The sequence below is a fragment of the Clostridium sp. chh4-2 genome (assembly GCF_002899675.1).
In the GTDB taxonomy this organism is placed as follows: domain Bacteria; phylum Bacillota; class Clostridia; order Lachnospirales; family Lachnospiraceae; genus CHH4-2.
The window spans coordinates 55,991-79,225 of record NZ_PKUU01000022.1; the positions used below are offsets into that span (position 1 = coordinate 55,991).

The following is a 23,235-nucleotide window of genomic DNA, read 5'->3' on the forward strand; positions in this document are numbered from 1 at the left end:
TAACAATTTGGAACATTTTGTAAAATACCATTATTTTATAACCCGTTATATTTACAATATTAGCTGTTTTCTTTCTCAAAATAATGGTATTTGTCAAAAAACTATAATCCAATACAGGCAAATTCAGCCTGATTCCGGCTTGATTTCTCCTTCGGGCAAGTATCCGGCCCAAAGTGCGGCCTTGAAAATGCCATAAAAAATGCTCTTTTTTAGAAAGAATTGTTTACACACAATCCTCATCAAAAAAGAGCCATTTTTTACCGCAAACATATCTCAGTTACCCGAACCTCCGGCATCAATTCTTTTACCAGCTTCCAATCCGCATAGCCGGTTCTCTCATCCGCCGCATTTGCCGCAGCGGCCGCGGACGCCAGCCTTACCATCTCCTCCTCATCCATTCCGCGGGCCGTTCCCACAGCGAATCCTGCCGTCATCGCATCCCCGCAGCCGACTGTATTAACTGAGGCCACCTTTGGGGACTCTACCCGGTATACCCGGCGCGCATTCATCACCAAACTCCCCTCAGATCCCAGGGAAATCACCACGGTTCCAACGCCTTTTTCCAAAAGTTTTCTTCCCGCATCTATAAATTCCTCTTCCTTTTCCAACTTCCTTCCGGCATACGCCTGTATCTCATCCCGATTCGGTTTGATAAGATCCGGCCCTTCCTCTGCTGCGCTTTTCAGAAACTCTCCGCTGGCGTCCACCAGCACCGGTACCTTTGCGTCCTTGGCCATACGCACCATTTCCGCATACATCTCTTTCCCTATTCCTGGCGCTGCGCTGCCGGATATGACAACCGCATCCGTCTGTTTCAAAAGCCTTCCAAAGCTCTCCAAAAACCTCTCTCCATCTTTCGGACTGACCGGCTCTCCCGGTTCCAGATACTCCGTCTGTTTTCCGGTAGACAGGTCCAGAATGTTGATGCAGCAGCGGTTCTCGCCGGAAGCCTGGATACAGCAGTTTAAGATTTCCTGCCGGGCGATCTGTTCTGCGATAAACTGGCCTGAATGGCCTCTCAGGATTCCGGCCGCCATAACCGGTTCCCCCAGCATAACGGCCACCCGGGCCACATTTAACCCTTTTCCGCCTGCCGTATTGGTACAGGAGACCACCCGGTTTACCTCTCCCTCCCTGCATTGATCAGCGACATACCGCTTATCGATGGAAGCATTTAAATTAACCGTCAATATCATACGTCCGTCTCCTCATTTACCAGCAGAATCTTGCCTTTCACGGCTCCAGGAACCTTAAAAAGCTGAAATGCCTCCTGTGCCTGGCTCATCTTCATCCTGCGCCCGATCAGCCCTTCATCAAATTTCAGCTGTCCCGAGGCGAAATAATGTGCTGTCAGCGTCCATTCCTGTCCCGGAAACGGCGCGCTGTAGGACATCCACGATCCCGTCATCCTGAATTCCTTCCTGTTCATCTGTTCCCACAGTTCAGGAGAAAATGCGAGCGGCTCATGGGGCGTGCCGATAAAGCAGATGCGGGAATGGTTTCCTGCCAACCGGTATGCCATGTACATTGTGGCCGTCTGCCCCGCTGTTTCAAATACATAGTCAAATCCCCGGCCTCCGGTTAGTTCCATAGCCTTCTCCATATAGTCTTCCGAAGAAGTATTCACCACTTCATCCGCTCCCAGTCTTCTTGATAATTCCAGCCGTTCCGGGCTGATATCGAATACCACGGTTTTCCGGGCCCCGAATATCCCGGCCCACTGCATCGTAAATGCTCCGATGGTACCGCCTCCCAGCACGGCGACACATCCGCCGCCCTTATAATCATTCTGCAACACCCCATGAAGCGCCACCGCCGCAGGTTCAAACATCGCCCCCTGCTCGTAGGAAATGCTCTCGTCAAATACCACAGCATTCTGTTCCGGTATCACCACATATTCCGCATTACTGCCCTGCTGCCTGGAACCGATAAAACTGTAATTTCTGCACAGGGAAAAATCACCTCTTTGGCATTCCTCACACCGCATGCAGGGCAAAAGCGGAGCGCCCGACACCCGGTCTCCCTCCCTGACGCGCTTAACACCTTCCCCCACTTCCACCACGTCGCCGGAAAATTCATGTCCCAGCACGATGGGATAAAAATGGACCCCGTTATGGAGAACTCTCGGCACATCGGAACCGCAGATTCCCGAAACCCTGACTTTCACCTTAACCGTTCCAGGCAAAACTCCGGGCTCTTCGACCTCCTGATACCTGACGTCTTCATTGGCACATACTACAGCTGCTTTCATCTTTACCTCCATTCATCACAGGCTTCAGCTGCCTGTACAGATCCAGATAGATCTTATAGTTACTGTCATAAATCTCCTTATTCGATTTATCCGGACGGTAACTGCGCTTCACGCTGCAGGTCTGTTTTACCGCCTCTTCAAAATTTTTATAATACCCTGTGCCCACTCCGGCCAGCATGGCGGCGCCCAGGGTTGCTGCCATGTCGGACCCCGGCACCTGAATCTCATTTCCCGTAACATCGGCTTTAATCTGCATCCAGAGAGGAGAATTGGCCGCGCCTCCAACGGATCTCAATACCCCTGCCTCCGCCCCCGCTTTCCGGGCGGCTTCCAGGTTGTGTCTCAGTGAAAATGCCACCCCCTCCATCGCCGCTCTCACCAGATGAGCTTTGGTCTTTGAATAGTCCAGCCCGTAAATCACTCCCTTGGCTCCCGGATTCCAGATTGGAGTCCGCTCCCCCGCCATGTAAGGCAGGAATACCACGCCTGCACTGCCCGGTGGAATCCCGCCCGCTTCTTCATTCAGAAGATCCAGGGAACTTTTTCCCACGTTCCGTCCTTTCTGCCGTTCCTCTTCCGCAAACTCCTGTTCCACCCATCTCATCAAGCCTCCGCCTCCAGTGGTTCCCCCCTGTAGAAGCCACTGGTTTCCCGTCACGTGGCGGCTCAGAATCAGGGACGGCTCCGCACAGTACCGGTCGCTGAGAATACTCATCCCTCCGGCCTGGCCGCCCTGTTCCTGAGTCTCTCCATGATGGATTACCCCCGCGCCCAGCGCCCCGCAGGCCGCATCCAGCCCTCCGGCTGCCACCGGAATCCCCGGAATCAGTCCGCATTCGGCCGCCGCTTTTTCCGTAACCGTGCCGATAATATCCGTGCAGCGGCTGATTTTGGGCAAAAAATTCATGGGGATCTGAAATGCCCTGCACATCTCTTCATCCCATGTTCCTTTTTCCATATGAAACCAATGATATCCATAGGCCTGAGACAGATCCTGGGAACAGAACCCTGTCAGTTTCAATACCAGATAGCTGTTGGACTGGAGAAACTGTTCCGTCTTTTTATAGATCTCGGGCCTGTATTCCCTGAACCACAGAACCTTGCCCGTGGAATAAAACGGCTGCAAAAGATTTCCCGCCGCCGCAAATATCCGTTTCTCTCCGATCTTCCTGTTATAGAAGGCGCAGATCTCTTCCGACCTGGTATCCAGCCAGATCGGGGAATCCGCCAGCACCTCTCCGCTTCGCCCTATGGGAACTGCGCTCCAGCTCTGACCGTCGACTCCGATCCCCGCAATCTGCCCGGGGCTGACTTTACCATTGTCCAGACACTCCCGCACCGCCTCGCAGGCCGCCTTCCACCATTCTTCCGGATTTTGCTGCGCATACCCCGGCAATGGACGTTCAGTTGGGTAAGATTTTGTCGAAAAAGCCAGAGCACTGCCCGCCCTGTCAAAAACTGCGGCCTTACAGGAACTGGTTCCTATATCAATTCCCAGCAAATACTGTTTCATCAGTCACATCCCCTTTTCCGTCAGGCTCTGTCCATCGATCCGCACACCTGGATTCTTCTCTTCACCTGTTCTTTCACATGCCCGATTCCTGTAAGCCCCAGCTTCTTGGGATCATACGTATCCGGACTTCCCTTTAAAAGTTCCCTGACCGCACCCGTATAAGCCACTCTCAGTTCTGTGGCAAAATTGACCTTACAAATCCCTCTGCTTATGCATTCCCTCACCTCATCGTCTTCAAGCCCGGATGCTCCGTGAAGGACCAGAGGCACCGAAACTGTCCGGCGGATCTGTGAAAGACGTTCCTTATCCAGCACAGGAGTTCCCACGTAAAATCCATGGGCAGTTCCGATAGCCACCGCTAAAGACTGAATCTTCGTCCGCTCCGCAAATTCCGCGGCCTGCGCCGGGTCCGTATTATAATCATTTTCGGCTTCCAGATCATCTTCTTTTCCGCCCACTTTGCCCAGCTCCGCTTCCACCGGAATCCCGTTAGGTCCGGCTGCCTCCACCACCCGTTTCGTAAGGGCGATGTTTTCTTCAAAGGGCAGTTTCGATCCGTCTATCATAACGGAAGTGTATCCTGCCACCAAAGCCTGAACCGCCAGGCCAAAACTGTCCCCGTGGTCCAGATGAAGGGCGATCGGAATCCTTGCCCCGGCCGCTTCTGCTCTCACCATTGCCACAAATGTGGACAGGGTGCCGTATGTAACCGTTGACGGAGTCGTCTGGAGTATAACCGGCGCATTCATCTCTTCCGCACCCCGAATCACCGCCTTCACCATCTCCATATTTTCCACGTTGAACGCCCCCACGGCATAGCCCTTTGCCTGAGCATCCAAAAGCATTTGATGCGATGTAACCAATCCCATTCTCATTTCCTCCGTTCCGCCGCTTCATACGGCCCTTCCGCTCCGGATTTCTCCGCCTTTCCCGTTTTTATACGTCCACATGGCTGGTGTAGCCGAGAGGCTCATAGCTGGAATAATGTTTTGAATATTTTCCCGCCCGGTCTAACTGCCCGTTTCCTGTCACCCGTTCCAGTCTCCCGTCCAGATCGGGATTGACATACCGTTCAAACCAGGTTTCCAGACGGTTTTTAAGCTCCAAAATCCTGGCCGCACACCGATCCTCGCCGATCCGGTTATGTTCTTCGTCCGGGTCCGATACCAAATCATAATATTCGTCCATGCCATAGGGATACCGGTAAACCAGTTTATCCGTATAGGTACGGATCATCCGCACCGGTCCATACTCGTCAAATATCACAATGCTGTCATCCTTGTCCACTGATCCGCCTTGACCGGTCAGCAGTTTGGAAAAGCTCTTTCCCGGAAGCTCCGGACGTTTTGGTACATCCAGCTTCAGATATTCCAGAATGGTCGGCATAAAATCATAGGCGCTCACCATATGATCCACTGTCATACCTCCGGGAATCCGGTCCGGATGCCATGCGATAAACGGCACACGGATGGAGGTATCATACATATTGGCGGGAAATGTTCCGTTGCCCTTTCCCCATATTCCGTGATGCCCGCAGTTAAAGCCATTATCGGCTGTAAAAATAACAAGGGTATTTTCATAAATCCCGGCTTCTTTTAGATGTTCCATGATCCTGCCAACGCCTCTGTCCACGCCCGTAACTGCCGCATAATAACCGGCCAGGCTCTCCTTGGGATTCATGGCATTTTCCCGGGTCAGCGCATCCGGCGCCGTGGAAAAGATGGCCCATGGATGCAGTTCCCTCACCGGGCAGGAATGAAACTCACAGCCGTCATAAAGCTTCACCAGCTCGTCCGGGTGGTTGTGATTGGTCCATGGGCTGTGAGGGGCTGTATAATGAACGGCCAGATAGAACGGATCATCCGTTTGAACCAGCTGGTCCATAAACTCAATGGCGTTGTCCGTAATCGCGTCCGTCACATATCCCTTTTCCTCTATCAGCTGTCCATTTTTAATCATCGGGGCATTATAATAATTGCCCCCGCCACGCTGGTGTGTATACCACATGGAGAATCCTTTCTGAGGATTGATGCTGTCTCCGAGATGCCATTTCCCGCTGAGAGCCAGCTTGTAGCCGGCGTCTTTCAAGTCCTCCGTATACCCTCTCATACCTTTCAGATATTCGATGGCCTCATCACCCGTATTCCCTTTTCTGATCCAGTCATGTACTCCATGCTGGGACGGAATCCGTCCTGTTAACAAAGAAGCGCGGGCCGGCGAACAGACCGGTGAGGCGCAAAAGAAGTTTTCGAATCTGGCCCCATCTGCAGCCAGCTGATCCAGGTTCGGGGTTATAATGTCCTGATTCCCGTTGGCGCCCAGCGCCCAATACCCCTGGTCATCCGTCATCACAAATACAATATTCGGACGGCTTTTATCTAAATTAGCCATACTTCCTCCATTCTGCTACCACCATTTAATCTGGTCGGTAATATATTTTCTCAGTTTTATAAATTCCTCCGAGGTCACATCCCGCGGATGGGGCAGATCGATATTCACCACTTCCTTAATCACGGTGGGCTTATTGCTCAGAATAATCACTTTTTCCGCCAAATACACCGCCTCTTCTATGTTATGGGTAATGAATAAAACCGTGCTGTCAAACTCCTTCCACAGCTTCAGAATCTCATCCTCCAGATAGAAACGCATCTTAATATCCATCTGCCCATAAGGCTCGTCCATCAACAGCAGGTCCGGATAGGTGCTGAAGGCCCGCCCTATGATCACCCGCTGCTCGCTGCTCACGGACAGCTCCCTGGGATAGGCGTTCTCAAATTCCGTAAGTCCCAGCAGTTTTAAGATCCGGTTCACCCTTAAATTCATCTCTTTTTTCGGAATCCTCTTGATTTTCAGGCCGAATTCCAGATTTTTTCTCACATTCAGCCAAGGCATAGCCGAGGGTTCCTGAAATGCAAATGAAATGTTATGTTTTTTCGGATCGGCCGGTTCCCCGTCGATATACAGCTCTCCTGAAGAAGGCGTATAGATACGGGTCAGCAGGTTTAAAAATGTGGTTTTTCCACAGCCCGTAGGTCCCACCACGCAGACAAATTCCCCTTTTTGAATCTCGAAGTTCAGATCATTGAGCACCAACATATCACCGAACTGTTTTGTTAAGTGCTCCACCTTGATTTTGCTTTCTCCCATATGCCTGCCTCCCGCCTACAATGCCAAATCCGTGTTATCCGAGATCTCACGCCGGAGCTGTAAAAACTCTTTCTGCATGGTATCCCGCGGCTTCGGAAGATTTACGTTGTAGATTTCCTTAATTCTGGCCGGGCAGCTGGTAAACAGAATAATCCTGTCCCCCAGCAGCAAAGCCTCTTCTATATTATTTGTCACAAATATAATCGTTCTTTTTTCCTTCTGCGCGATATCCAGCACTTCATTCTGCATGTTATACCTGGTCTGTGCGTCCAATGCGCCAAAAGGTTCGTCCATAATCAGCAGCTTCGGTTCATTGCTGTAAGCCCTGGCGATTCCCACCCGCTGTTTCATACCTCCGGAAAGCTGATAGGGATAATGATTTTCATACTTGTTAAGTCCCACCAGATCAATAAAATGCTGGGCGGTCTGCCGCCTCTTTTCCTTGGATATCCCTCTCATCTTAGGCCCGAATTCTGTATTTTCCATCACCGTCAGCCACGGAAGAAGGCCTGTTTTCTGGAACACCATGCCCATCTGAGGATTGGGCCCTTTTACCTCTTCTCCGTCTAAAGTAACCTTTCCTTCATCTGCGTCTAAAATCCCTGCCATAATATTCAAAAGCACAGTTTTTCCGCACCGGCCCGGCCCCAGCAATACGAGAAATTCATTGTCATACACCTCAAATGAAACGTCCTCCACAACCTCCCGTTTCTTCCCTTTTGCGCTGACAAATGTCTTGCTGATATGTTCCAGATTTACTCGGACTTTATGTGACTGTTCCATGGGCAGATTCTCCTTTCAATCAAATTGGTAAGAACAGAGAGCATGGCTCCGGTGACGCCGATTGCCACCATACCGGACATGACCAGTTTCATGTTATAAGCTTCCATCCCCCTGTTTATCATAAATCCCAGACCCGATTTAGCCGCCAGCATTTCAGCCGCCAGAACTACCATTAAAGACATGCTGGTAGCGTTGCGGATTCCCGCAAATATGGTGGGCAGGGCGGCTGGAAGCACGATTTTCCACAAAAGCTGGCTTTGGGACGATGCGTTAAACATTCTCCCAACATCCAGATAAAGCGGCGACACCAGTTTAATCCCCGTATAAGAATTTACCACAATCGGCATCAGCGCGCCGATAAATATCATGATAATCTTGGCTTTTTCACCGATTCCGAACCACATGATCATCAGAGGAATCCAGGCCAGAACGGGGATCGGACGGATACATTCAAACAGAGTGCCCAAAGTGGCCCGCACCATAGGATTCCACCCGATCAAAATCCCCAGAGGAATTCCTGCCAGCATAGCGAAAAACAAGGCAATACAAACCCTGCGCAGGCTTATGGCCACATGTCCCAGCAGCGTATAGCCGCTTAACGGATGAACCATAAGATCCGCCAGCTGTCTGAGCACTTCCGCAGGTGTGGGAAATGCTTCCGTATTAATATTTGAAGCCGCAAACCACATGCACAGCATGATCCCCAAACCCACAAACGGAATCACCAGATAAATCAGTTTTATCCAAACGCTTTCCTTCGCGGTATCGCTTCCATGTTCAATCTGATTTTCAACCTTCATACCACGCCTCCTTTGTTGACCTTTTTCTCAACGAAAGAAAATATAGCCGTAAAGATATAGCCGATTGCGCCGATCACCACCATCCCCAGCACCACAATATCCGCTCTGCCAAATGTACGGGCCATGCTGATCATGTATCCCAGTCCCGCAGAAGCCGCCAGCATCTCAGCCGCCACCAGAGTTCCCCAGGAATTTGACAGTGCCACTCTCATGCCTGCAAAGATAAGCGGAATGGAGGAAGGAACCCCAACATGTAAAAATGTATAAAAATTAGACGCGCCATAAGTTTTCGCCACATTCACCAGCGCCTTATTAGTCTGCCGTATTCCCGTATAAGAGTTCAGCACGCAGGGAATAAAAGAGGACATGAATATGATGGTCGCCTTAGCCCTCAGCCCCACGCCGATCCAAACGATCATCAGCGGAATCCAGGAAACAGCCGGGATCGGACGGACAAGTTCAAACAATGGCCTGATAAAGCGGTCAAACAAACGGTACCACCCCATTAAAAGCCCCAGCGGAACTCCGATTATCACCGCCAGAGAAAAGCCGAGAAGGGATATTTTTAGGCTGGCGATAATGTTGGTGGAAAGAAGCGCCCCGTCCGGCCCAATACTGCCCAGTTTAAATATAAATGCATCATATACTTCTAACGGCGACGGCGTATATCTCCCCACCAGAAGATCCCGGGAGGCCAAAGCCTCCCAGATCACCAGAAATACGACCAACGTTGCCACTGTTATCAAAGAATATTTCAGATTTTGTTTTCCCATATCTATAACCCCATTCCAATGCCGATTTTATTTTCCGTCCAAAGACTGCAGCCCTTCCTTGATAAACAGATACTCCTGATTTTTAATCATATTCTGGCGGTCTTCTTCCGTATAGTTGCCTTGTTCGATATAGAAATCCATAATTCCCATCAGCATATCGAGAGCTTTTACCATCTCTCCGTTGTCATTGGACACCTTATTTGAGAAATAATCCATATTCTCATTTTGGCTGTAATAATAGGTATCTTTCAGATAAGCCAGGTTTTCTTCATATGATACTGCGGTTCCTTCAGCCTCACACCACTCGGTCATCATATGAGCCGCTTTTTCCATATTGGCATCGTCCGCCTGCATCCATTCCAACGTTGCAAAATGGATTTCCAGCATCTTTTCCAAAGCGCTTCTTATCTGAGGATCTTCCCATGCCTTATCATTGGTAAAATATGCGGTTACCAGATTGACGCCGATGGAATGTCCGTCCATAACCACTTCATAATTCTTGTCCAGTTCTTCCGCATAACAGAGGAAATTCCAAAGCCCCCAGATCTCTCCTTTTTTTGCATACAGAGCCGTATTGATATTCTCCGCATTCATATAGACCGGAGTGATATCCTGAAGATTCAAACCGATTTTATTCAATCCTACAGACATGACGTACTGAAGGGTGGAGCCTGACGGCATGTAAACCTCTTTTCCTTTCCAGTCTTCTGCCGTTCCCCGAAATCCCGTCTCACTGCTGATCTCTTTTGATGCCAGCGGATGATCCTTCTGCACATAAAATTTTTGAGCTACCGAGTCGTCCGAAAGCCAGCAGAGCATTCTGGCATTTCCCGTGGCACATCCGACTGCAATTCCGCCGATGCCGCTTCCCGCAAAATCAACTTCTCCGGCAGTCAAGGCTTCCACTGATAAAGGACCTGTAGGGCTGGGATAGAAATCCAGCGTAATTCCCGCTTTTTCCAAGCCGCCGCTGGCCCAAGCTATGTAAAGAGGCATAACCAGCTGATTTCCCACGCCTCCCGCATATCTTAAAGTCGTAGGCGTTTCCAGCGGTTCGATAGCATCATAGACCGCCATCAGCCCGTTATCGTCGTTTTCAGCCGCAGCAGCTGTTTCTTTCGTCTCCTGAGACGTCTCTTTTTTTTCAGCGGCAGAAGAGGCTGCCGTCGTGTTCTTAGGTTCTTCTTTGCCTGATGAACATCCGCCAATAGATGTGACCGTCATAACAGCTGCCATCAGCAATGCGATTCCTTTACCCCAACCAGAATTCATTCTTTTTTTCATAGTCTTCTCCTTTTGTTTTAATTGTACATTTTGTTTCTGATGCATTTTGTTTTTTTGTTACTTTTTATCTGTTTTCATTATATATCTTGCATAATGTATTGTAAAATATTATAATTTAATATATTTCATAGCTTTTTACCTATAGATAAAATGGAAAGGAGATTCCAGTGACTTTACGCCATCTCAGAATATTCGTAGCCGTCTGCCAGGAAGGTTCCATGACCGGCGCTGCAAAAAAACTCTATATTACACAGCCATCCATCAGTATCGCCATCAAAGAGCTGGAAGAACATTACGGTTCCAATTTATTCGAGCGCACATCCCGCAAGATGTACCTCACCCCTGTTGGCAAGAATATCCTAAACTATTCCCAGCAGATTCTGGGCCTATATGACGAAATGGATACTTCCAGCAAATCCCTTTATGCTCAGAACGAACTGCGGATCGGCTGCGGAATCGATTTCGGCAAGCTGATGATCGCCAGAATCGTCAAACAGTTTTCTTCCACCCACCCCAACTGCCGTCTGAAAGTTATTGTTAACAGCTCGGAAATCACAGAGCCCATGCTCCTTGACAACCAGCTGGATTTGAGCATCATGGAGGGCACGACCCATACCCGGGACTTAAAGCTGATAAAACTGCTTTCCTCGCCTTTAGTCGCCATCTGCAATGCCGGTCATCCTTTGGCTTCCAAACACTCCATCACAATCAACGATTTTAAAGGCGTTCCCCTGCTTCTCCGCGAAAAATACAGCCCCACCCGGAATGCCGTGGACCTCTATTTTGAAAGCCATAACTTCACCGCTGACCCAAGATGGGAAAGCATCAGCGCCCAGGCCCTGATCGAAGCGGTACAGGAAGGATTGGGCGTGGCTCTGCTCCCCTTGGACCATGTTACTATGTTCCCTTCCGATCATACCGTGGTGCTGAATATAGAGGATTTTGAAGTGCTGCGTTTTATTAACATTGTCTATAATAAAAAGAAAATCCTGTCCCCCCTCATGCTGGAATTTATTGAACATTGCAAAAATTATGTAGCTTCTTGTTTGTAGATGGGTATGCACGGAATCGGGAGGCGGGGCAGATAAGCAAAGGCCTAAACAGGCATCCGAGCCGGAGAACGACGGTAAAAACAGCTGGGATTCGGGATCCCCCCCTAAGTAATACTAAAGCCGGTGAAAGCAAAAAGAGACAGGTACAAACTGAATTCAAAATCAGTTTGTACCTGTCTCTTTTTGTTTTTGCGCTCCGTGTATCTCTAAATTATTTCTCCGCCTCAACAATCTGCATTACCCGCTCCAATCTCTCCTGCATGAGTTCATGCCAAATCGACGGGTCTAAATACGGGTTAAAATCTTCCGTCACCTGATCCTTCAAAAGCAGTATTCCCACCTGGTTCGTATGGGAAGGAAGGCAGATGTCCACATCCATCTGGTCCAGCTTTTTCAGCCCTTCGATGAATTCATCCCTCAAAGTTGGCGGCAGGCCGTCCTCTTCAAAGTTCTTTTTCGTCAGGTTCAGCCCCAATCCGCCGTGGATTCCGCAGTGAAGCACCTGTCCGTCACCGTCTGTCACGTCGAAGAACATGGATGTGCAGCCCGGCGTATGTCCCGGGGTGGAAACCGTATGGATGGTGATATTACCCTGGGTGATGGGTTTATCATCCGAATAAATCTCATCCGGCTCAAATTCGCCGCAGGTGTAATCCCCGATTCTGATTAAATCCCTTCTTTCATGAAGGAACATCAGATCACGCTCTCCCAGATAGATCTTCGCGCCGGTCAGTTCCTTCATGGTTCTGGCCCCTCCGATGTGATCGATGTGGGCATGGGTCAGCAGGATTTTTTTAATATCCGTCAGTTCATATCCCAGTTTGCGGATGTTTTCAATCATCAGATATGCGGTTTCATGCATTGCCGTATCAATCAGGATCAGGCCGTCTCCCGTATCGATCAGATAACAGGCCACCCAGTCGTTTCCTGAAATGTAATAAACTCCGGGAGCCATCTTTATGGGCTCCACGTATGCCTCCCACGGTCTCCTGCAGCAGCGTTCCATAAGCACCATTGCAGGCGGGCTTGTTTTTGATGTACTGTTTAATGGCATATTTTTTCTCCTTTCCGCCAACTCAGTTCTTTATGCCAGTTTGTCGGCCATATCTAATCTGGCCTTTAATAATTCAGGCCATGCTTCCGGGTTCACAAATGGGTTTTGACCTTCTTTGTAAGTTCCCGCTTTATCTAAGACCGGCACCTGATTCGGATGGGAAGGCAGCGTAATATCCACAGTTTCCCCCATCAGCATATTCAGGGAATTTTTGAATTTTTCAAGGAGGTCCTCCGGCCAGCCCGGCCATTTCTCATAAAACTCAGGAACCAGCGTATTCAGTCCAACTCCCCCGTGAAGCCCGCAGTGAAAGGATTTTCCTGTCCCATCCTTCACATCAAAGAAAAATGAAGTGGTTCCCGGCGTATGACCCGGGGTTAAAACCGTGCGGATCTCCATGCTGCCAAGTTTAATCGGGTGTTCATCGTCATAAAATGCATCCGGTTCAAAATCAATCCGGTTTTCATAGTCGAAATAGACCCATTCCGGATGTTCTTTCATCATCTGATAGTCCTCTTTGGACATATAAACTTTCGCTTTCGTGTATTCCTGAAGAAGCCTGGTTCCGCCGCAGTGATCCAGATGTCCATGGCTTACCAGAAGCATTTTTATATCCATCGGATCAAACCCTAATTTTCTCACGCTCTCCAGAATCAGGTAAACCGATTCCGCAAACGCCTGGTCGATCAGGATCAATCCGTCTCCTGTATCCAGCAGATAACTTCCCACATAGGTGGTGCCCACATAATATACGCCCGGGGCCATCTGAAACGGTTCGCAGACCTGCTCCCACTCTTTTGCCCTATATCTGTTTTCTCCTCTTTCCATCATTTCCTCCATTTCCGCCGCAGCTAAACGGCATCATTTTTTTGGAGAGGGTTTTTAATACCCTCTCCATAATTGTTCACTACCCTCACAATTACGAGCAAAAATCCATGCGAAATCGCCTGTGGCGATGGGATTTTTGCCTGCTTTTCCAAGTTTTATTACGGTCAGCGCAGTAAATGCGCAGACCTACTGAACATTTACCCCTTTCCACACATTTAAGCTTTTGTTTTTCTTACTTTTGCAAATACAGTACGTATAATCGGTGAAAATACACAGCAGATTCCGATTACCATCAGCACGCCTGAAATCGGTCTTGTGAAAAATGAAGCCGCAGTTCCCGAATACTGGAACGCCTTCAGCATATTGCTTTCCAGCGTAGGACCCAGAATAAAAGCCAGAATGAGGGGAGCCGTAGGCAGGCCGCCGTATGTCATCAGGATTCCGACAAGTGCAAACACAATCATCATTCCGCATTTATAAAGGCTGCTGGAATCCACATATGCGCTGACTAAAGAAATTACCAGCAGAGCCGGATACATGTAATGATAAGGAACCTTCAAAATCTGCGGAAACAGTCTCATTCCAAGAGCCTGCAGCACCAGTGTCACAAATGCGCACAGCGCCACAACCGCAAACATCAGATAAACCACATTACCGCTGTTTTTAAATACCATAGGCCCCATCTCTAACCCGTGAATGGTCAGCGCGCCGATCAATAGCGCTGTGGTGGAGTCTCCCGGAATACCGAGCGCCGCCATTGGGATCATGGAACCGCCGATGGCCGCATTGTTGGATACCTCGGAAGCCCAGATTCCTTCCGGATTTCCTTTTCCGAATAATTCCGGCGTTTTAGATGCATTTTTAGCGGAAGAATAAGCGACCAGGTTGGAAAGCCCCGCTCCCATGCCGGGAAGAAAGCCGATTCCAAGGCCAATTCCGAATGAACGGAGAATATTAACCGTCTGGGCTTTGATCTCTTTAAACGTGATTCCAAGCCCTTTAATGCTCTTTGTATCCACTTCAGGAAGCGGATCAAAGCCTTTTCCATATTCCACAATAATCCTGCTCACACCGAAGATACCGATCAGAACAACCGTCATGGAAAGTCCGCTCATCAAATACATATTGTCAAATACAAATCTGGGTTCTGCGTCGATTGGCGAAAAACCTACAGACGCAAAAAGCAGTCCTATGGTTGCGGAAGCCAGCCCCTTGAACATATTGCCCTTTGAGATGGCCAGAACCATGGTGATCGCCACAAAACACAGAGAAAAATATTCCCACGGCCCCAGCATAAACGCCACTTCAGCTACCGACTGGCTGAGAAGCGCGCCCAGAATTGCGCTGAAAAATGTTCCGACAAAGGAAGCAACCATACCGATTGCAAGCGCCTTACCGGCCTTGCCGTTCTGGCTCATAGGATATCCGTCAAAACAGGTGGCAACCGCCGAAGCAGATCCGGGAATTCCCAAAAGAACGGAACCGATGAAGGCTCCCGAACATCCGCCAACCCATAAGCTGATCAGGAATATAACCGCAGTTCCTGCCGGCATGGTATAAGTTAACGGCATAAAAAGCATAACGGCCAGCGTGCCGGAAAGCCCCGGTATGGCTCCGAAAATGATGCCGATCACCGTTCCTGCCAAAAGGAGGAGAAGGTTAAACGGCTGTACAATCTGAGAAACAATATATGGAAGAAATTCAATCATACACTCCACCCCCTAATAAAACAGCATTCCATCCGGAAGACCAAGCCCGAATGCAAATACATAGATTCCATAGATAATCACAGTCAAAAGAACGGAAAAGATGATTCTCCCCTTCACAGTGGACTTCTGTCCCTTTGCAAATAAGGTCGTCATCACATAAGCGGCCACCGGAGTGGCAATCAGATACCCTACAAAAGTCATCGCCAGCACATACGCAGCCAGCACGATCACCGTAATCCCCATGCGCACCCATCCGGCCTTTAACATGAATGGCTTTTCCTCTTTTTTGCTCAATGTGCTCTCAACAAATATACCGGCGCCGCATGCGATAAATCCCACAACCGCAATGCTGGGCAGCATCTTAGGTCCCGGATAAGACGGCGTCATAGGCATTCTGAACTGGCTCACCAGCACAGCCACAATCAGGCCCAGCAATACTAAAACAGCACCTGTAATTTGATCTCTTTTTACCTTAACCACTATAAAAACCCCTTTCTTATGGTATAAAAAATCCAGCGCAACCCCATAGATTATGATGTTCCGCTGGATTTTTACTGCTTATTTCTGCTCCAGTCCAAGTTCTTTTACTACTACATTCAGCTGTTCCTGCTGCTCTTTCACCTTAGCTAAGCCGTCTTCAACGCTGAAGAATTCCATAGCAAATCCCGCCGGTTCCAGAATCGCTTTTACTTCAGCATTATCAGCTGCTGCCGCATAATAATCATGGATCTTCTGTACCAGCTCCTGATCCATGCCTTTCGGCCCTAAGAACAGGTTGATGGAAGCAAATGAAACATCAAGTCCCTGCTCGATAAAACTTGGGATATCCGGAAGCACGGAACTTCTGCCGCCTTCTTTATCTCTGGATACGCAAGCCAATCCAACCACTTTACCGGATTCCACGTACTGTTTTGCCTGATTTGGATTAACGAGACATGCGTCAATGCTCTTTCCTACTAAAGCAGTTAATTTCTCTGTATCCGAACCTGCTTCTACATATTTAAAGTCAATATCCGCCGCTTTTGCAAATAAGCCTGCCTGGATATGGGAAGAACCGCCTGTTTCAACACCGAACAGCAAAGTTCCCGGAGCCGCCTTTGCAGCTGCAACGAAATCATCCACTGTCTTATATGGGGAATCTGCCGGAACTACCAGCACATAACCGCCCACTTCTGTACCCTGGCTGACTGCAATAACGGTAAAATCATCCGCTACTGATTTATCATATACTCCGGTAGCCGTTTTAATCAGCATCGTTGTATGGAACTGCAGAATCGTGCTTCCGTCTGTCTTCGCTGTTCTGACTTTTTCCATGGCAACCACGCCGCCGCCGTCCGTATTGTTAACAATTGTCAATGTGTTTTTCGCATCCTTTGCAACCTGGGTTGCCAAAGTTCTTGCCATAACATCCGTACCGCCGCCCGCTTTTGCCGGTACCTGAACCTCAACATTCTTAGCCCACTGTCCTGCTTTTGCTCCCCCTGAACATGCAGTCAATGACGCCGCTAATGATACTGCTAATAAACCTGCTGCCAATACCTTTCCTGTCTTCTTCATTTCCTCTTCTCCTTCTGCCCGCTTACATTGCATGGGCAAACATATTGTGATTTTTGATAAATTTTATTGATTTATCAAGATGTTTTTATTATAATATAACAATACTCAAAGATCAACTTATTGATTTTTATATTTTTACTTAATATTTTTAAGTTCACTTCTCTAAAGGGGGATTCTCTATGGAATTAAAGCAATTAGAATACATAGTGGCCATTTCGAATGAGCAAAGCATCTCAAAAGCAGCTGAAAAACTGTTCATGACCCAGTCCGCGCTGAACCAGCAGCTGCTTCGCCTGGAACGGGAATTGGGACTTCCCTTATTCAACCGGGTCCGTCATTCCATGATCCCTACCTATGCCGGAAGAATCTATCTGGATACAGCTAAGAAAATGCTGAACATGAAAGAAGAAACCTATAAGATTCTGCACGATATCGCCGATATGAAACGTGGTGAGATCTCCATCGCCTATACACCGGAACGCGGCTCTGTGATGTTCTCCAACATCTATCCCAGTTTCCATCAGCTCTACCCCGACATCACCTTCAAGATCTACGAAGCCAGGGTTAAGAAAACCGAACAGCTGGTGCTGCAGGGGGATGTGAGTTTAGGATTTGTAGCCCATATGGAGGAAAAACCGGAATTTGACTACTATCAGCTTCAGCCTGAACTCATGGTTCTCGCCCTCCCCGCTTCTCATCCCCTGGCCTATCTGGCCGGAGAGGAGAGTTATAAGACATTTCCCCTCTTCGATCTGAAACGCCTGAAAGACGATTATTTCGTTCTCATGACGCACGAAACCCGCTTTCGCGATAAGATTGATGAAGCATTCGCAAAAGCGGGTTATAAACCAAAAGTATTATTCGAATCCACCAGCACCTATACCACGTTTAACATGGTAAAGAACCAGGTGTGTCCGGCATTTTTTCCTCAGTCCTATGTGGAGCCGGACGCCCCCATCGTGTACTTTTCCTTTGATTCCAGAGCTTCCTGGATGAGATCGGTGGCCACCAGGAAAGGGGCCTATCTAAGCAAACCGGAACTGGATCTGATCGAACTTGCCAGGGAATATACGGTCAATGGGGAAAATCCCGGAGAATTCATGTTCCGGTAAAAGATTTATAGGAGTAAGAGACGCCGGAAAGTATGGGTACAAAAGCAGCACCGCTCCATCCTCTCCGACGACCTCCATTAAGCATGTTCCCGAACCTTTAATTTACCAGCACTGATCTAAATAGCGCTCCGCCTCTTCCCGGCTTAATCCATAGCTGTCTTCCAATTCCATCCGGGTTTCTTCTCTGGACCGCCCCAATTTTCTGCAGGTTTTCGTTAAAATATCAATCCCCCTTTTCCGTTCCTGTTCAATACCTTTTTCGACTTTCTTTTCGACTTCCTTCAACTCATCCGCAAATAATTCTCTTATTGCATCACACATGTCTTTCGCCTCCTCTGCCGCCTCATGATTTGCCCTCATCAGCAGATCCATGGCTGCCGAATATAGCGGGCTGTTTCTCTTTTTTCTGTACTCTTCCGCCAATTTTTCGATATCGTTGGAAGCCGTTAAATTTTTCCTCAAACGGCTGAGCCAAAAATTGTTATCAGCCGTAAGCTGGTCAATCACTATAATTTGCGTAGGGAATACGCCTTCTTCCACATAGTAAATCCCATCTTCTCTGCGGACTACCGTCTTTTTCTTTTGATCCGTCAGGTAGGTCAAAAGTTTCTTGGGAAAATGGGTGCATACAAATGTTATTGTAATTTCAGCCGGTAATATCTGGCAGACCGTTTCCGTATCCGCCTGGTACAAGCAGGCATATCCCAGCACCTTGTAATAATCATTAATGCTCAGGTAATCATCCGGGCTTTTATACTCTATGATGTTGTGTTCTCTGAAAATTTTTCCAATGTTTTTATGAATCTTATCGCCTTTTCTGACCTTTATAATCAGCACGTCGATAAGCAGCGGCTTTTTACTAAGCTGATGCTCATTTTCAAAGTGAAGTTTACTCAATTCCTCACCAAACTCAATCTGAGCTACCGCATAAAAAGCCGGATGCCACTGCAGTAATTCTGTCTTCATTTGTCTCTCCTTTATTATATTATCTTTCTTTCGCAGAATCAAGATTTGCCTGCATCACCTCCCGCTGCCCTATTTTCAATTCATATTGGAAAACTGCGGCCGAACCGGCCTGTAGAATGCGGATGAATTCCGCAATACAAGAATGTAAATCAATTACAGTGCTATTATATCAATGATTGAGCTATTTCACAATGCTTTTATCGCTGCTTACAATCCGTTCTTCCTGTCGCGACAATATTAAACCATATAAAAAACGTCCCAGCCTTACAGTCATTATAAAATATCCTGACTGTAAGGCTGGGACGCATAAGATTTCGATAACTCAGCAAAGGTTCGATCAGGTAATAGGCGCCGGGTTAAAGATGCACAGATCGTTATGTAATTTATATTTCTCGGCAAAGCTCTGCTTTCTTCCGCTGGCTACATCCACGATCTCCCGGAACAGCAGGGTGCCGATATCTTCGATGGAAGCGTCGCCCGTAGCAATCGGTCCGGCGTTTACGTCGATCAGGTCCGGCCACTGTTCTTTCATATCGTTTCTGGAGCAGACTTTAATAACCGGGGCGATTGCCAGACCATATGGGGTGCCGCGGCCTGTCATAAATACCTGAAGGCCGATTCCGGATGCCAGCTGACAGGGTCCGCACACGATATCGCTTGCAGGGGTCGCCGCATAGATCAAACCTTTTTTAGATGGTTTTTCCGCTGGGGACAGCACTTCTACAACCGGCGAGGTTCCGGATTTTGCAATGGAACCCATGGCTTTTTCCACGATATTGGAAAGTCCGCCTTTTTTATTGCCCGGGGTTGGGTTGGCGCTTCGGTCTACCTGTCCCTCTTCCAAATAATGATCATACCATTTCATCTCAGCCGCCAGCTTTTTGCCCACTTCTTCGTTCACGCACCGCTCTCCGATCAGATAAACGCCGTCTCTCACTTCCGTAACCTCGGAAAACAATACGGTTGCTCCGCCTTTTACCAGCATATCGGCCGCATAGCCGGCAGACGGGTTGGCAGTAACGCCTGAAAATGCGTCGCTGCCTCCGCACTGCAAACCGATTAAAAGATCGGATAACGGAAGGGTCTCTCTCTTTCGCTCATTTAAAATGGCTAACTTCTTGTCCGCCATCTCCATCAAAGCGTCGATCATCGCGTCAAAGCCTTTTTTCTCCTGAAGAATGATCACATTTTCCGGAGTGATGTCGGCTTCGTCGCACAGCATTTCAACGGTAAATTTCTCGCATCCAAGGCCTACAACCATCAGCTGTCCGCCAAAATTCGGGTGTTTGGACAGGTTTCTCAGCGCGCGGATCGGAACCTTGGCTTCCGGAGCATTGATCGCAACGCCGCATCCGTATGCGTGGTTAATCGGCACGATATCGTCTACATTGGGGTATTTAGGAAGAAGTTCCGCCTTCATCCGGGCCACAGCTACATTTAACACTCCGGTTACGCACTGAACGGTGGTGCTGATTCCCAGGATGTTGCGGGTTCCGGCGTAGCCGCCGTTTGGATTGCGGTAGCCTTCCCAAGTGTCAACCGGCGGTTTTGGAAGATCGGTCACCAGGTTTGTGCCGAATACCATCTCATCTACAGACGGAGGAGTGGGCAGAACCAGCATCTTTTCATTGATCCAATCGCCTTTTTTTATCGGGTCGATGGCATAACCAAGCACTACTCCGTAGCGGACGATTTTGCCGTCCTTAGGAATGTCGCAAAGGGCGATCTTATGAGCCTGAGGAATATCCTGGGTGGCTGTGATTCCCGGCATCACTTCGGTGCCGGCTTTGATTTCGTTGACCGCAATGGCCACATTATCTTCTTCTTTGATTTTAATATATAACGGTGCGCTCAATTCATTACCTCCTAATTATTTAAACATTGTATTTCCATTTACATCGGTGTGATCAGGTTCTCATCCTCATCAAATTCCAAGGCCGCCGGTTCGGAAACAGCGGTCACGCCCGGATACCTGCCGTTTTTCACATCCTCATAATAGGCTTCCGACAGCATGATGCTGCCCACGTGAAGGGTGTTCTTAATCCGTACCATGCGGCATTTTTCCCGGTCTTCCACTCCGTTGGCCGTGCGGATGCATGCCTGAATGGCCTCTTTATCCGTAGCGACTACAGGCGGCATCATGCCGGAACGGAGCACTGTGCTGGTAAAACAGTTGGGATAGATCACTTCTGAATCCAGCTTCTCGTACATTCTGGCGGTGATAATATCCGCCAGCCCCATACCGTTGGCATTGCCGTGGGAGCAATCCGTCAGATCCAGAAAACAGGTTCTCTTTACCTTCAGGCCGCCTTTACCAAATTCTGTAGACCAGGTACCTGAGATGTTGGGGTCTACGCCCGTTCCGCTGTAGTTCTTTCCCATTTCATTTACCACTAAAACGTCCGCTTCCCCTACCAGAATGCTCGGCATGTTGGCAAATGCCATCTTCAACAGTTCCGGTTCACGTTCGAATATCCGGTCTTTAGGAACCGCTTCGATCAGTGCAGTTTCGTCATAGGCGTTCTCCACGCATGGAATTGCAAACAGAATGTTGGATTTTTCAGCAACCACTTTTGCATTGGCAGGAAGGTTGCGGGCCATATTGCCCAGACCGTCGCTGTGGACGCTTTCCGCCCCCTTTTGTTTTCCAAGACCTACGACCATCATCTTACAGATACCGCTTTCATATGGTCCCCTGAACGCATTATGAGGCTTAACCCGGCAGGATATGATGATTCCGTCCGCCTCATTGGCGTTCTTATCCTGATATACTGCCTTTCCGTACTCAGAGTATCCTAACATCACAGTTTCCATGGATGATTTGACCGGACATCCCATGTTCTCCTCTGTGATATGATACCCCGCCAAAAGTTCCTTCTGACCTTCTGCGTCGGCGCCTCCATGGCTGCCCATGGCCGGCACGATGAATGGATGGGCTCCCTTTTCCTTACAGTAATCCACAATCGCCTTAGTAATAATATCCACATTGGCAACTCCGCGGCTTCCTGCCGTAATGGCAATGCTCATCCCCAGCTGAATCTTAGCTGATATCTCCGGTTTGGAAAGCTGTCCGTAAACCACCCCTGGTATCTCAGACGGATCAATTCTTTCCTCGTTAAATGTCTGGGTTGCATGAAACATCTTAGGAATTGTTACATCCTGAAGCATACGGGAGACATTTCCTCCTTTTACAATCCGCATAGCTGACCCTCCTCCTGCAAAATTATCCTTTAAACCCATTATATCGCAAGGTTTTTATGAAGTAAAATTAATAATATTTAGATTTTAATAAGTAAAATTAAGTTTTCATCCGTTTCTCTCTTGATTCCCCCCTGCTTTTATTATATAACTGACTTAATAACAATTACCTGCCGGCAGGATTGCCGAATGAAACCGGCGATCCGCAACGGAAGGATTTTACAATAAACGGGGGAACTCCAATGGATCTGAAACAAATAGAATATATTGTTAAAATTGCCGATGAAAATAACATCACGAGAGCGGCGGAAAAGCTGTTCATCACCCAGTCCGCCTTAAACCAACAGCTGCTCAAGCTGGAAAAAGATTTGGGCGTCCAGCTGTTTTACCGTTCCAGAACGGACTGGCATCCTACGGAAGCCGGGCTTGTCTATCTGGAAAATGCCAGAGAGATTCTGAGGATCAAACGAAAAACCTACAGCATCTTAAATGATATGGCCGAATCCCAAAAAGGAAGGCTTTCCGTAGGTTTTACCTCCGGGCGGGGAATCACCATGTTTTCCGCCGTTTACCCTGATTTTCACCGGCTTTATCCCCACATCATCGTGGAACCCATGGAGCTCAGCGTAAAAAAACAGCAGGAGCTGATCTCCCGCGGCGATCTGGATATCGGTTTTCAGACTCTTTGCGAAAAGCAGAAAAACGGCAATAATTTCATCACTCTAATGCAGGAAGAGATCATGCTGGTGATTCCCAAGGGACACCCGTTAGGCGCTCTCGCCGCACCCGAAGGCCAGCCCTTTGCATCCCTCGATCTGGCTCAGTTAAAATACGAACCCTTTGTTCTCATGTATAAAGAATCCACCATCCGTCCTCTGGTGGAATCCGCATTTCAGGATGCCGGTTTTATACCTAATGTATTATTTGAAACCTCCAATAACCTGACCATCGTAACCATGATAAAATCCAACCTATGCTGCGGCCTGCTTCCTTACTATTATGTGAAGAACGACAGAGAAGGCATGGCCTGCTTCTCTCTGCCTAAAAAGCTGGGCTGGGAAATGGCGGTCAGTTACCGGAAAGACGGTTATCTAAGCCAGGCCGCCCGCGAATTCATCCGCCTGGCCAAAGTATTCTGCAATACCCCGTAAGAACCGTATTTTTGTAAATTATTCACATATATATAGGCTTAAATCTTTGTGTATCAT

Annotated in this window: 21 protein-coding genes; 3 read left to right on the top strand and 18 right to left on the bottom strand. The window is 48.4% G+C overall.

Going from position 1 to position 23,235, the window contains the following annotated elements:
* Window positions 1-257 precede the first annotated feature (257 nt).
* The 10 genes from C0033_RS20215 to C0033_RS20260 form a co-directional block, all read right to left on the bottom strand.
* Window positions 258-1,196: a 1-phosphofructokinase family hexose kinase gene (locus tag C0033_RS20215; RefSeq protein ID WP_103229718.1), complete on the bottom strand. Its 939-nt coding sequence runs from the start codon at window positions 1,194-1,196 to the stop codon at window positions 258-260.
* The gene (locus C0033_RS20220; protein ID WP_103229719.1) at window positions 1,193-2,251 is read right to left on the bottom strand and encodes a galactitol-1-phosphate 5-dehydrogenase; all 1,059 of its coding nucleotides are present in this window, start codon (window positions 2,249-2,251) and stop codon (window positions 1,193-1,195) included. The genes C0033_RS20215 and C0033_RS20220 overlap by 4 nt, the downstream gene beginning before the upstream one ends.
* On the bottom strand, window positions 2,223-3,764 hold the full coding sequence (locus C0033_RS20225) for an FGGY-family carbohydrate kinase (protein ID WP_103229720.1): 1,542 nt from the start codon (window positions 3,762-3,764) through the stop codon (window positions 2,223-2,225). The genes C0033_RS20220 and C0033_RS20225 overlap by 29 nt, the downstream gene beginning before the upstream one ends.
* A gap of 20 nt (window positions 3,765-3,784) precedes the next feature.
* Window positions 3,785-4,633: a class II fructose-bisphosphate aldolase gene (locus tag C0033_RS20230; RefSeq protein WP_103229721.1), complete on the bottom strand. Its 849-nt coding sequence runs from the start codon at window positions 4,631-4,633 to the stop codon at window positions 3,785-3,787.
* Between the two features lie 67 nt (window positions 4,634-4,700).
* Window positions 4,701-6,155 carry a sulfatase-like hydrolase/transferase gene (locus C0033_RS20235; RefSeq protein ID WP_103229722.1) on the bottom strand — a complete coding sequence of 485 codons (1,455 nt, stop codon included), beginning with the start codon at window positions 6,153-6,155 and terminating at the stop codon, window positions 4,701-4,703.
* Window positions 6,156-6,170: 15 nt separating this feature from the next.
* Entirely contained in the window at window positions 6,171-6,911 is a 741-nt protein-coding gene (locus tag C0033_RS20240; RefSeq protein WP_103229723.1) for an ABC transporter ATP-binding protein, read from the bottom strand.
* Between the two features lie 15 nt (window positions 6,912-6,926).
* Window positions 6,927-7,694, bottom strand: coding sequence for an ABC transporter ATP-binding protein (locus C0033_RS20245; protein ID WP_103229724.1), 768 nt, complete (start codon window positions 7,692-7,694; stop codon window positions 6,927-6,929).
* The gene (locus C0033_RS20250) at window positions 7,667-8,494 is read right to left on the bottom strand and encodes an ABC transporter permease (RefSeq protein WP_103229725.1); all 828 of its coding nucleotides are present in this window, start codon (window positions 8,492-8,494) and stop codon (window positions 7,667-7,669) included. Before C0033_RS20250 ends, C0033_RS20245 begins: the two co-directional genes overlap by 28 nt.
* The gene (locus tag C0033_RS20255) at window positions 8,491-9,267 is read right to left on the bottom strand and encodes an ABC transporter permease (protein ID WP_103229726.1); all 777 of its coding nucleotides are present in this window, start codon (window positions 9,265-9,267) and stop codon (window positions 8,491-8,493) included. The genes C0033_RS20250 and C0033_RS20255 overlap by 4 nt, the downstream gene beginning before the upstream one ends.
* A 27-nt stretch (window positions 9,268-9,294) precedes the next feature.
* Window positions 9,295-10,551, bottom strand: coding sequence for an ABC transporter substrate-binding protein (locus tag C0033_RS20260; RefSeq protein ID WP_103229727.1), 1,257 nt, complete (start codon window positions 10,549-10,551; stop codon window positions 9,295-9,297).
* Between the two features lie 167 nt (window positions 10,552-10,718).
* Here C0033_RS20260 and C0033_RS20265 point away from each other — a divergent pair, with 167 nt between their 5' ends.
* Entirely contained in the window at window positions 10,719-11,603 is an 885-nt protein-coding gene (locus tag C0033_RS20265; RefSeq protein ID WP_146043800.1) for a LysR family transcriptional regulator, read from the top strand.
* Window positions 11,604-11,814: 211 nt separating this feature from the next.
* On the opposite strand, the gene C0033_RS20270 is transcribed toward C0033_RS20265, so the two are convergent.
* From C0033_RS20270 to C0033_RS20290, 5 genes are all read right to left on the bottom strand, one after another.
* Window positions 11,815-12,657, bottom strand: a complete 843-nt coding sequence (locus tag C0033_RS20270) for an MBL fold metallo-hydrolase (RefSeq protein ID WP_103229729.1) — start codon at window positions 12,655-12,657, stop codon at window positions 11,815-11,817.
* Window positions 12,658-12,687: 30 nt separating this feature from the next.
* A complete protein-coding gene (locus C0033_RS20275) occupies window positions 12,688-13,485 on the bottom strand; it encodes an MBL fold metallo-hydrolase (RefSeq protein ID WP_180994832.1) in 798 nt (265 codons plus the stop codon).
* A 215-nt stretch (window positions 13,486-13,700) separates the two neighbouring features.
* Window positions 13,701-15,194, bottom strand: coding sequence for a tripartite tricarboxylate transporter permease (locus C0033_RS20280; protein WP_103229731.1), 1,494 nt, complete (start codon window positions 15,192-15,194; stop codon window positions 13,701-13,703).
* A gap of 12 nt (window positions 15,195-15,206) precedes the next feature.
* The gene (locus C0033_RS20285; RefSeq protein WP_242984564.1) at window positions 15,207-15,674 is read right to left on the bottom strand and encodes a tripartite tricarboxylate transporter TctB family protein; all 468 of its coding nucleotides are present in this window, start codon (window positions 15,672-15,674) and stop codon (window positions 15,207-15,209) included.
* Between the two features lie 78 nt (window positions 15,675-15,752).
* Window positions 15,753-16,751 carry a tripartite tricarboxylate transporter substrate binding protein gene (locus C0033_RS20290; RefSeq protein WP_103229732.1) on the bottom strand — a complete coding sequence of 333 codons (999 nt, stop codon included), beginning with the start codon at window positions 16,749-16,751 and terminating at the stop codon, window positions 15,753-15,755.
* 179 nt (window positions 16,752-16,930) lie between these two features.
* Between C0033_RS20290 and C0033_RS20295 the strand changes: the two genes are divergently transcribed.
* Window positions 16,931-17,863, top strand: a complete 933-nt coding sequence (locus C0033_RS20295) for a LysR family transcriptional regulator (protein ID WP_103229733.1) — start codon at window positions 16,931-16,933, stop codon at window positions 17,861-17,863.
* Between the two features lie 102 nt (window positions 17,864-17,965).
* Here C0033_RS20295 and C0033_RS20300 read toward each other — a convergent pair whose 3' ends face one another.
* The 3 genes from C0033_RS20300 to C0033_RS20310 all read right to left on the bottom strand — a co-directional run bounded on the left by C0033_RS20300 (window position 17,966) and on the right by C0033_RS20310 (window position 22,030).
* On the bottom strand, window positions 17,966-18,829 hold the full coding sequence (locus C0033_RS20300) for a 3-isopropylmalate dehydrogenase (protein WP_103229734.1): 864 nt from the start codon (window positions 18,827-18,829) through the stop codon (window positions 17,966-17,968).
* A 337-nt stretch (window positions 18,830-19,166) separates the two neighbouring features.
* Window positions 19,167-20,684 carry a galactarate dehydratase gene (gene garD / locus C0033_RS20305; RefSeq protein ID WP_103229735.1) on the bottom strand — a complete coding sequence of 506 codons (1,518 nt, stop codon included), beginning with the start codon at window positions 20,682-20,684 and terminating at the stop codon, window positions 19,167-19,169.
* A gap of 38 nt (window positions 20,685-20,722) precedes the next feature.
* Window positions 20,723-22,030, bottom strand: coding sequence for a lactate racemase domain-containing protein (locus C0033_RS20310; protein ID WP_103229736.1), 1,308 nt, complete (start codon window positions 22,028-22,030; stop codon window positions 20,723-20,725).
* A 239-nt stretch (window positions 22,031-22,269) separates the two neighbouring features.
* Here C0033_RS20310 and C0033_RS20315 point away from each other — a divergent pair, with 239 nt between their 5' ends.
* Window positions 22,270-23,178: a LysR family transcriptional regulator gene (locus tag C0033_RS20315; protein ID WP_103229737.1), complete on the top strand. Its 909-nt coding sequence runs from the start codon at window positions 22,270-22,272 to the stop codon at window positions 23,176-23,178.
* Window positions 23,179-23,235 lie beyond the last annotated feature (57 nt).

Excerpts from the sequence above, each read along its gene's own strand:
- C0033_RS20270 (WP_103229729.1), bottom strand. The coding sequence starts at position 12,657 with ATGCCATTAAACAGTACATCAAAAACAAGCCCGCCTGCAATGGTGCTT.
- C0033_RS20220 (WP_103229719.1), bottom strand. The coding sequence starts at position 2,251 with ATGAAAGCAGCTGTAGTATGTGCCAATGAAGACGTCAGGTATCAGGAG.
- C0033_RS20235 (WP_103229722.1), bottom strand. The coding sequence starts at position 6,155 with ATGGCTAATTTAGATAAAAGCCGTCCGAATATTGTATTTGTGATGACG.
- C0033_RS20300 (WP_103229734.1), bottom strand. The coding sequence starts at position 18,829 with ATGAAGACAGAATTACTGCAGTGGCATCCGGCTTTTTATGCGGTAGCT.
- C0033_RS20215 (WP_103229718.1), bottom strand. The coding sequence starts at position 1,196 with ATGATATTGACGGTTAATTTAAATGCTTCCATCGATAAGCGGTATGTC.
- C0033_RS20245 (WP_103229724.1), bottom strand. The coding sequence starts at position 7,694 with ATGGAACAGTCACATAAAGTCCGAGTAAATCTGGAACATATCAGCAAG.
- C0033_RS20295 (WP_103229733.1), top strand. The coding sequence starts at position 16,931 with ATGGAATTAAAGCAATTAGAATACATAGTGGCCATTTCGAATGAGCAA.
- C0033_RS20315 (WP_103229737.1), top strand. The coding sequence starts at position 22,270 with ATGGATCTGAAACAAATAGAATATATTGTTAAAATTGCCGATGAAAAT.
- C0033_RS20280 (WP_103229731.1), bottom strand. The coding sequence starts at position 15,194 with ATGATTGAATTTCTTCCATATATTGTTTCTCAGATTGTACAGCCGTTT.
- C0033_RS20250 (WP_103229725.1), bottom strand. The coding sequence starts at position 8,494 with ATGAAGGTTGAAAATCAGATTGAACATGGAAGCGATACCGCGAAGGAA.
- C0033_RS20240 (WP_103229723.1), bottom strand. The coding sequence starts at position 6,911 with ATGGGAGAAAGCAAAATCAAGGTGGAGCACTTAACAAAACAGTTCGGT.
- C0033_RS20290 (WP_103229732.1), bottom strand. The coding sequence starts at position 16,751 with ATGAAGAAGACAGGAAAGGTATTGGCAGCAGGTTTATTAGCAGTATCA.
- C0033_RS20230 (WP_103229721.1), bottom strand. The coding sequence starts at position 4,633 with ATGGGATTGGTTACATCGCATCAAATGCTTTTGGATGCTCAGGCAAAG.
- C0033_RS20310 (WP_103229736.1), bottom strand. The coding sequence starts at position 22,030 with ATGCGGATTGTAAAAGGAGGAAATGTCTCCCGTATGCTTCAGGATGTA.
- C0033_RS20255 (WP_103229726.1), bottom strand. The coding sequence starts at position 9,267 with ATGGGAAAACAAAATCTGAAATATTCTTTGATAACAGTGGCAACGTTG.
- C0033_RS20275 (WP_180994832.1), bottom strand. The coding sequence starts at position 13,485 with ATGGAAAGAGGAGAAAACAGATATAGGGCAAAAGAGTGGGAGCAGGTC.
- C0033_RS20260 (WP_103229727.1), bottom strand. The coding sequence starts at position 10,551 with ATGAAAAAAAGAATGAATTCTGGTTGGGGTAAAGGAATCGCATTGCTG.
- C0033_RS20225 (WP_103229720.1), bottom strand. The coding sequence starts at position 3,764 with ATGAAACAGTATTTGCTGGGAATTGATATAGGAACCAGTTCCTGTAAG.